The organism is Mycobacterium sp. (assembly GCF_049673265.1).
In the GTDB taxonomy this organism is placed as follows: domain Bacteria; phylum Actinomycetota; class Actinomycetes; order Mycobacteriales; family Mycobacteriaceae; genus Mycobacterium.
Genome location: NZ_JBATXN010000499.1, coordinates 1 through 9,079, shown reverse-complemented (window position 1 = coordinate 9,079; position 9,079 = coordinate 1). Strand labels below are relative to the sequence as shown.

6 protein-coding genes are annotated in these 9,079 nt (G+C 65.5%); 4 read left to right on the top strand and 2 right to left on the bottom strand.

All coding sequences use genetic code 11. From position 1 onward, the window contains the following. Both WBF82_RS17240 and WBF82_RS17235 read left to right on the top strand, forming a co-directional pair. Positions 1-2,206: RyR domain-containing protein (locus WBF82_RS17240; protein WP_424384180.1), on the top strand; the 2,206-nt coding region annotated here is incomplete at its 5' end. Continuing rightward, on the top strand, positions 2,203-3,975 hold the full coding sequence (locus WBF82_RS17235; protein ID WP_424384179.1) for an NAD-binding protein: 1,773 nt from the start codon (positions 2,203-2,205) through the stop codon (positions 3,973-3,975). The genes WBF82_RS17240 and WBF82_RS17235, both read left to right, overlap by 4 nt. Here WBF82_RS17235 and WBF82_RS17230 read toward each other — a convergent pair. Both WBF82_RS17230 and gcvT read right to left on the bottom strand, forming a co-directional pair. Then, entirely contained in the window at positions 3,972-5,078 is a 1,107-nt protein-coding gene (locus tag WBF82_RS17230) for a branched-chain amino acid aminotransferase (protein ID WP_424384178.1), read from the bottom strand. The two genes, WBF82_RS17235 and WBF82_RS17230, sit on opposite strands and share 4 nt — an antisense overlap. Positions 5,079-5,154: 76 nt before the next feature. Continuing rightward, on the bottom strand, positions 5,155-6,249 hold the full coding sequence (gene gcvT / locus WBF82_RS17225) for a glycine cleavage system aminomethyltransferase GcvT (protein WP_424384177.1): 1,095 nt from the start codon (positions 6,247-6,249) through the stop codon (positions 5,155-5,157). 23 nt (positions 6,250-6,272) lie between these two features. Between gcvT and WBF82_RS17220 the strand changes: the two genes are divergently transcribed. Next, on the top strand, positions 6,273-7,388 hold the full coding sequence (locus WBF82_RS17220) for an adenylate/guanylate cyclase domain-containing protein (RefSeq protein ID WP_424384176.1): 1,116 nt from the start codon (positions 6,273-6,275) through the stop codon (positions 7,386-7,388). 11 nt (positions 7,389-7,399) lie between these two features. Then, positions 7,400-8,947, top strand: a complete 1,548-nt coding sequence (locus tag WBF82_RS17215) for a leucyl aminopeptidase (RefSeq protein ID WP_424384175.1) — start codon at positions 7,400-7,402, stop codon at positions 8,945-8,947. The last annotated feature ends 132 nt before the right edge of the window (positions 8,948-9,079 follow it).

Sequence of the window (9,079 nt, the reverse complement as noted above, 5' to 3'; positions counted from 1 at the left end):
GTGTGTGCTGAGCTTTCGTTCGCAGAATGCCCGCCGGTCGGGCAATGTGCCGGTCGCGGTCGTTGCCGGCCTGGCCGCGACAGGTGCCGTGCTCGGCTTCAGCTCATATTGGGACTGCCACGACGCGACGCATCCCGTCTTCTTCCAGCCGCTGATCTGGACGGTCTCCTTGGTGAAAGGCGGCGTCAGCGATTTCTCGCTGGGCGGGCACGTCTGCCCCAGCCCCACCCCGGATGGTTTATGGGTTGCGCGGCTCACGGCGCTGGCTGCGATTTTCTTTGGCCTCGCCGGTGTGGTGATCGCGTTGTTTCGATCGCAGGTGGACCGACTGCGGGCCAACCTCGCCACGTCGGTCACCGTCGTGGTTGGAATCGACGACGAAACCCGATCCATGCTCAGCGCGATTGCGGGCACGCTGAACCGCTCGAGCACCATGGTCGTCGTGACCGGCGGTCCCGATGAGCCCGGAGTGCAGGAGGCCAGAATGCACGGCGGCCGAGTGGTGACGGTCGACTTCAACGCCCCAGAGGCGCTCAAGTCACTGTCCCTGTGGCGCAATCTCGAGCGCCTCTACCTGATGTCAGCCGATCCGGCGACCAACCAATTTTGGCTCGACACGATCACGCGCACGTTGTCCGCGGTTGGCCACAAGCGACGGCTACCGCTCACAGTGCGCATAGACGATCCGTGGCAAGCCGAGGCCTGGCGCGCCGAGGAGCTGGGCGGCTCGGACATCCGATGGGCGGCCGATGCCGTTGGCAAATACGAGGTCACCGCTCGCTGGCTGCTAGAAAACATCATCTCGACAGGCACCGTTGAACGGATATTCGTCTGTGGCACATCAGAATTGACACTGGCACTATGCGCTGACCTGAGCCGCCGCAAGCTCGAATACGACTACTATTCCGCCCCCGGCGACACCGCGCTGCCGACACTGAAGCTGGTCGGCGTAGACGCCGAAGAGTACCGGGAAGATCACGAATTCCACCGCAGGCAGGTCGGATTCGCGTCAACTGGCCCGACCATCGAGGCCGCGCCGCAGTCACCGACGGTATCGGCATTAATGGGCCTGATCGGCGACAGCGACGGGCCGACCAACGCCGTGATATTCGTCGACGACAGAGCTCACGGACCGTCTACCGCACGATCAACCGGAACCAGGCTGGCTGCGCGATTTCCGGCAATGCCGGTTTACATCTGGGACAACGACGCCCAGATGGCCGACGACCCGTTGCCCATCGTCGGTCGGCTACGGACCTATCGGCTGGCGCTCGATATTCCAGCGGGACAAGCCCAGGATGTCTGGGAGCGAGCCGCCAAGCTGATTCACGAGCGTTATGTTGCCGACGTCGGACCGGATCCGAACCCTCCGCCCGCCAGGCTGCCGTGGGCGGAGCTCGACGAGTTCTACCGCGAGTCGAATCGCCGCCAGGTCCGCAACGCGCTGTGGATGGTCGAGCAGATCGCCGAACACACCTGGAACACGTGGGGCAGCCCACCCCAGCCGCTGAGCGTGCAGGACATGGCCGGGTTGACGGCGTTACAACGGCTGGCGCGCATGGGCTTTGACCGCGACTCCGCGATGAAAATGGCCAAGGCGGAACATGAAGACTGGTGCCGGTACTATCGCCGCAATCACTGGAAGTACGGCTCGGTCCGAGACGACGAGCGCCGAATCCACAACAAGCTGGTTGACTGGTCCGAGGTCGAAGCCGACGAGGAAATGCTCAACTCAGCGGTGACGAGTATGGCGGCCACTCTGTGGAGTCTTCGCCAGCTCGGCTATCGGTCACATCCGGTGTGGCAGCCGTTTACCCGGATCGGAACGGTCACCGCCGAGCAGCGGAGCACACCCTGGACGTGGACGTCGAAGTCGGGTCACACCATGCAGGCCGGCGCCGGAGACTGGCTGGTCGAGGTGAATGGCGAGACATGGTCGGTGCGCGACGACATTTTCCACACCACCTACGAACACATCGACGGCAACCAATGGCGAAGGCGCGGCGACGTTTTCGCCCGATTGGCACAGCCGGGCGAGACGATCGAAACCCTGGAAGGACCCGCCACAGCTGCGGACGGCGACTGGGTGGTGCGCGGCACCGACGGCGAGCAATGGCCGGTCCCCGGCGATGAATTCGCGCAGCGGTATGCCGAATGCGAGATGGGAAACGCACGCGTTGATGCCGATTCCGGTGGCCCGGCATGAATTTCCGACGGTCGCTGGCGCGTTTCCTGTCCGACTACCGCTGGTACATACTCGCGCTCGGCGCCACCGTCGCGTTCTTTCTGGGCTGCATCGGGTGGTGGAAGTTCTACAGCCACGGCTACGTTCCGCCATCGGCGTCCCAACCCAACACCACCCATCCCGATCTCACCGACGCCGCATACGGGAGCCTGGAGGACTTTATCTTCAATACCCCGGCCCAGCCCGATCTTCCCTGGGAGCTGGACGTCGCCCGGTTCCTGGCCCCGGCCGTGGCCGGGTGGGCCGGGCTGAGCGCGCTGGGATTACTGTTTCGAGATCGCGTGCAGCAGATGAAGATCCCGCTGATGCGCGGCCATGTCGTGATTTGCGGCCTGGGCGGTTATGTCGGCAGTGTCTTTGTACGCCACCTACACCAGAAACGAATCCCGGTGGTTGTCATCGAGATTGATCCCACCAATTCCGGCATCGAGCTGTGCCGCAGCCTCGGCATCCCGGTGATTGTCGGCGACGCGCAGCGGCAACGAACCCTGCAGGCGGCGGGAGCTCACCACGCCCGCACGGTGCTAGCGATCACGCCCAACGACGCGGTCAACACGCAGATCGTCACGACCGTCCGGGGCTTTCCCCGTCGTGGTTCACGCAAGCTGCGTTGCCTGGCCCTGATCGCCAACCCCGAATTCTGCCGATTGCTGCGCATCCAGGAGGCGCAGCGCGGCGACCCGGAGCTGTCGGTCGACTTCATCAACATCGACGAGAACAGCGCCCGGCTGCTGCTGGAGGACTTCCCCCTCGACATCGATCAAGGCCAGCCGCACATCGTGGTGGCCCACCTTGACCCACTGGGAGTCTGGCTGGTGTATCACGCCGCGCGCGCCTGGTACGACAAGCGAAAAGGCGGCGAAAACTCCGACGACCCGCTGGTAGTCACCGTGCTTGACCACCAGCCGAAGGAGCGCATCGAGGCGCTGCTGGGCCGGCATCCGCCTTTGGAACAGGTGTGCAAGCTTGTTCCACTGGCAGCTACCGCCCGCGACATCGGCCGGCTGCACCAACTTCACCGTGATCGAGCCATTAGCCGCGTCTACGTGACCGCTTACGACGACGCTCAAGCATTTGAGACGGCGCTGCACTTGCGCCACGAGCTGGATCCCGACGTCCCGGTAGTGGCCGCGTTGTCGCGCCCGCATGGGGTGGCCGGGCTGCTCGATGATGTCAGGGAAGCCGGCGCGCTGTCGAACATTGAGGTGTTCTCCACCATGGAGCGCACCTGTACCGCAGAACTGGTACAAGGGGGGTCGTTCGAGCCGATGGCCCACGCCATCCACGAACGCTGGCGCCAAGGAGCCATTGCCAGGGGTGAGCCTGCGGAAACGTGGGAGGAACTCGACGAATCCCGCCGAGAGTCGAGCCGTGACCAAGCACGTCATATCCCGGCTCACCTGCGCTTGGTGGAATGCGCCATCGCACCGCTACGAGACTGGGACGCAAAAGAATTCACCTTCTCCGACGCAGAAGTCGAGTTGCTGGCAAGCGCCGAACATGAGCGCTGGAACTCCGAGCGCAAAGCCGACGGCTGGACCCTGGCCGCGGAGCGGAATCCGGCGCACAAGCAGACACCGTATCTGATTCCGTGGGAAGAGTTGACCCGGCTGTATCCCGATATCGCGCAATTCGATTCGATGTTCGTCAAGGCGATCCCGGCCATTCTCGCCACGGTCGGCCTGCAGGTCATCCGCACCCCGTCCAGCTTGCCTCCGGGCGGCAGCTAGCCCAGCTTCGACATCCAGCCGTGGGTGTCGGCGAAAGTTCCGCGCTGGATGCCGGTCAGCGTGTCACGCAACGCCATCGTCACCTCACCGGATTCGCCGTCGCCGATGGTGAATTCGCTCATCCCATACTTGACGTGAGCAATCGGGGTGATGACCGCGGCGGTGCCGCACGCGAACACCTCGGTGATCTCGCCGGCCGCGGTCTTTTTCTGCAACTCGTCGATATCGATCTTGCGCTCCTCGATGGCAAAACCGGCGTCAGTTGCTAATTGCAACAAGGAATCCCGAGTTATGCCCGGCAACAGCGAGCCGGACAGCTCCGGGGTGACCAGCCTCGCCGATCCGCCACTGCCGAACACGAAGAAGATGTTCATCCCGCCCATCTCTTCGATGTAGCGGCGTTCGACCGCGTCCAGCCACACGACTTGTTCACAACCGTGGTCGGCGGCCTCGGCTTGCGCCACCAACGACGCGGCGTAATTTCCGCCGAACTTCGCTGCGCCGGTGCCACCCGGGCTGGCGCGCACGTATTCCGTTGACACCCACACGGTGACCGGTTTGATGCCGTGTTTGAAGTAGGCGCCGGACGGCGAGGCGATCACCAGGTAGCGATACCGCTTGGCAGGGCGCACCCCCAGCCCTGGCTCGGTGGCAAACACGAACGGCCGCAGGTACAACGACTCCTCGCCACCGGCCGGCGGAACCCACGCCTTATCGACGGCGATCAGTTGACGCAACGACTCGATGAACAGTTCGTCGGGCAACTCGGGGATCGCGATCCGCCGCGCCGACGCTCGCATCCGCGCGGCGTTGGCTTCGGCGCGGAACGACACGATCGATCCATCCGGCCATCGGTAGGCCTTAAGTCCTTCGAATATCTCCTGCGCGTAATGCAGCACGATCGCCGACGGATCCAGCTCAATCGGGCCGTACCCGATGACCCGTGCATCGTGCCAGCCGTCCCCATCGGTGTAATCGATCGACACCATGTGGTCGGTGTGATACCTGCCGAAACCGGGGTCGGCGAGTATCGCGCCGCGCGCCTCGTCGCTGGTCGGGTTCGTGGCGCGGGAAACCGTGAACTCGAGGGCGTCGCTACTCATGCGCGCCGCTCCTCCCCATCGCTTCGCTCTGCATTGTCGCCGGCGCGGCTCATGGATGCGATTCTATAACCGGGCGCTACCGGGTTTTTGGTTCGACAAACGGTGGACGCACGACTTCGCAGTCAACCGCTCGGCCCCGAACATCAACGGTCACATGCTGACCGTCCTCGACACCCGCGCTGCTGTCGATCAGCGCCAAGGCGATACCGGCTTTCAGCGTCGGAGAAAATGTGCCCGACGTGGTAACTCCGACCTTGTTGTCGCCGTCGAGCACGGCTAGGTCTGGTCGCAGCACACCGCGGCCCGTCGCGCGCAAGCCGCGCAGCAGCCGCGGCGGACCCGCCTGCTTTTCGGCTAGCAACGCGTCGCGGCCGAAGAACGCATCCTTCTTCCAGCCGATCGCCCAACCGCAGCGGGCCTGCAGCGGCGAGATATCGGCCGAGAGTTCGTGACCGTGCAACGGGTAGCCCATCTCGGTGCGCAGCGTGTCGCGCGCACCGAGGCCGGCCAACTGCCCGTCCGCTCGCTTTACGGCATCAACCAACGCATCGAACACCACACCGGCGGACTCCCACGAGGGCAGCAACTCATAGCCTTGCTCGCCGGTGTATCCGCTGCGGCAAACCCGCACTGGCACTTGCGCGAACGTCGCGTCGGCGTAGCCCATGTAATCCATGGACGTCGGCAGCCCCAACTCGGCGAGCAGGTCCGCCGACCGCGGTCCCTGCACGGCTAACACCGCATAGGAGCGATGCTCGTCGGTGATGGTGAGCCCCGCCGGCGCAGCTTTCTGCAGCGCGGCCACCACCGCCGCGGTGTTGGCGGCATTGGGCACCAGGAAGATCTCCTCGGGCCCAACGTAATACGCGATCAGGTCGTCGATTACTCCGCCAGATTCGTTGCAGCACAACGTATATTGTGCTTTCCCCGGCTCGATACGGTTCAGGTCGTTGGTGAGCGTCGAGTTGACGAATTCTGCGGCGCCGGGCCCGCGCACCAACGCCTTACCCAGGTGGCTGACGTCGAACAAGCCGACCGTGGTGCGGGTTGCGGTGTGCTCGCTGACGGTGCCGGAGTACGACACCGGCATCAGCCAGCCGCCGAACTCGGCGAAGCTCGCGCCAAGCTCGCGGTGGCGGTCCTCGAGTGGTCCGTGCAGAAGGGTGCTCACGGCATTCGACCCTAATCCGGGCCATGGCTGGCACACTTGGGCAGGTGGTCGACTTTGCCGCACTGGAGGTTGCCGGGATCGCCAATGCGCGCGAGCGCGCTGGCCTGATCGAGTACTTGGCGGGCCTCGGTTTCACCGCGGACGAGATGGTCGAGGCCGAGCGTCACGGCCGGCTCTTCGGACTCGCCGGTGACGTGCTGCTGTTGTCCGGTCCCCCGATCTACACCCTGCGGACCGCCGCGGATGCGATCGACGTGGATTTGGCGGAGGTCGAACACGGCTGGGCCATGCTCGGCCTGACCGTCGCAGATCCGGACACGCCAGCATTGAGCCAGGCCGACGTCGACAGCCTGGCGACCTGGCTGGCGCTGCGGATGCAGTTTGGCCCCGACGCCGGGGACGGCTTCTTGCGGGTCCTCGGCGCGACCGTGGCCCGGCTGGCCGAGGCCATATCGTCGATGATCCGGACCAGTCAACCCAAAATGTGGCTCGGCCTCACCGGGGACGAGCTGGCCACCGCGCAGGTCTACCGCGACGCCGCACATTTCGTCCCCCGCGTCGGGGCAATGATCGACGCCGTCCACCGCCACCATCTGGTCAGCACTCGAACGTTCATCGAGGGCGTGGTAACCGGCCCGTCGGCGGGGAGCGTGGTGTGCGGCGTTGGTTTTGCCGATCTGTCCGGCTTCACCGCGCTGACCCAAAAGATGACCCCCGCGGAGTTGTCGGCAATGCTCACCGAGTTCGGCAACACCGTCAGCGACCTGGTGCACGCCGACGGCGGGCGCATAGTGAAGTTCCTCGGCGATGCCGTGATGTGGGTGAGCTCCGACCCGGAGCGGTTGGCAAAGGCCGCGTGCGACCTCGTCGACCATCCAAGGGCGCGCGACGCGGGAATGCAGGTCCGCGCCGGCCTTGGCTACGGCGAAATCCTGACCATCAACGGCGACTACTTCGGCAACGCGGTCAACCTGGCCGCACGGCTGGTCGCCGCGGCATCACCGGGGCAGATCCTCGCCGCAGCGCAAGTGCACGAAAAACTGCCCGACTGGCCGGCGACCGTCATGGATCCGTTGCAGCTCAAGGGTTTCGATGAGCCGGTCGTGGCCTATGACCTGCACCGCGACGTGCGTCGTTAGGGTTGATGCTCGTGAGCACACAACCCGGCTACCCCGCCCCTGCCGTCACCGTCACTTCCTCGCTGCCGCGCCGCGGCGCCGGGTCCGCAGTTTTGATCGTCCCGGTGGTCTCCTCCGGTGACGAGGATCAGCCCGGTGCCCAGGTTGCCTCCACCGACTCGTTGCTGCCCGCCGAGGCGGTCACCGAGATCGAGGCCGGGCTTCGCGCTCTGAGCGCCACCGGGGCCAGCGAGCAGGTAAACCGGCTGGTGGTGAAGTCCCTGCCGGTGGCCAGCGTGCTGACGATCGGGCTGGGCAAGCAGCGCGACGAGTGGCCCGCCGATGTGATCCGCCGGGCGGCTGGCGCGGCGGCACGCGCGCTGGGTCCGGCCGAGGCCGTCGTCACCACGCTGGCCGAGTTGCCGGGAGCCGGCGTGCTGACCGCCGCCGTGGAGGGACTGATTCTGGGCAGCTACCGGTTCACCGAGTTCCGCAGCGACAAGACGGCGCCAAAAGACCCGGGGCTGCACAAGATCACCGTGTTGTCCGTCGCCAAAGACGCCAAAGCGCAGGCTGCTCATGCCGCGGCGGTCGCGACAGCTGTCGCCACCGCCCGCGACCTCGTCAACACTCCGCCCAGCCATCTGTTTCCAGCTGAATTCGCAAAGCGGGCACAGGCTTTGGGCGAATCAGTCGGTCTCGAAGTCGAGGTGCTCGATGATAAGGCGCTGCAAAAGCAGGGCTACGGCGGGGTAATCGGAGTCGGCAAGGGCTCGTCGCGGCTGCCGCGGCTGGTGCGGCTGACCCATCGCGGATCGCGGCTGGCCAAAAAACCGAAGCAGGCCCGCAAAGTTGCCCTGGTCGGTAAGGGCATCACATTCGACACCGGCGGCATCTCGATCAAGCCGGCGGCATCGATGCACTACATGACCTCGGACATGGGCGGCGCCGCCGCGGTCATTGCGACCGTGACGCTGGCCGCCCAGCGCGAACTGCCGATCGATGTGACCGCCACGGTGCCGATGGCCGAGAACATGCCGTCGGCGACCGCGCAGCGGCCGGGTGACGTGCTGACGCAGTACGGCGGGATCACCGTCGAGGTGCTCAACACCGATGCCGAGGGTCGGCTGATCCTCGCCGACGCGATCGTCCGGGCCTGCGAAGACAACCCGGACTACCTGATCGAAACGTCGACGCTGACCGGTGCCCAAACGGTCGCGCTGGGTGCGCGTACGCCGGGAGTGATGGGCAGTGACGAGTTCCGCGATCGGGTGGCGGCCATCTCGCAGCAGGTGGGCGAGAACGGCTGGCCGATGCCGCTGCCCGACGAACTCAAGGACGACTTGAAGTCGACGGTGGCCGACCTGGCCAACGTCAGCGGGCAGCGTTTCGCCGGCATGCTGGTGGCTGGCGTGTTTCTGCGGGAATTCGTCGCCGAGGGCGTGAACTGGGCGCACATCGACGTCGCCGGGCCGGCCTACAACACCGGCAGCCCGTGGGGCTATACCCCCAAGGGCGGCACGGGCGTTCCAACCCGCACCATGTTCGCGGTACTGGAAGACATCGCCGAAAACGGCTAAGCCCGGGGCTAGTTCACCAACCGCGACAGCACCGCGCGGCTGAGTTTGCGCCGCGGCCAGCCGGTGGCCCCGTCGGCGCGCAACGCTGCATTAGCGGCATTACGGCCACACGCGCCGTGCACCGAGCCGCCC

Excerpts from the sequence above, each read along its gene's own strand:
- WBF82_RS17220 (WP_424384176.1), top strand. The coding sequence starts at position 6,273 with ATGGCTGGCACACTTGGGCAGGTGGTCGACTTTGCCGCACTGGAGGTT.
- WBF82_RS17230 (WP_424384178.1), bottom strand. The coding sequence starts at position 5,078 with ATGAGTAGCGACGCCCTCGAGTTCACGGTTTCCCGCGCCACGAACCCG.
- WBF82_RS17235 (WP_424384179.1), top strand. The coding sequence starts at position 2,203 with ATGAATTTCCGACGGTCGCTGGCGCGTTTCCTGTCCGACTACCGCTGG.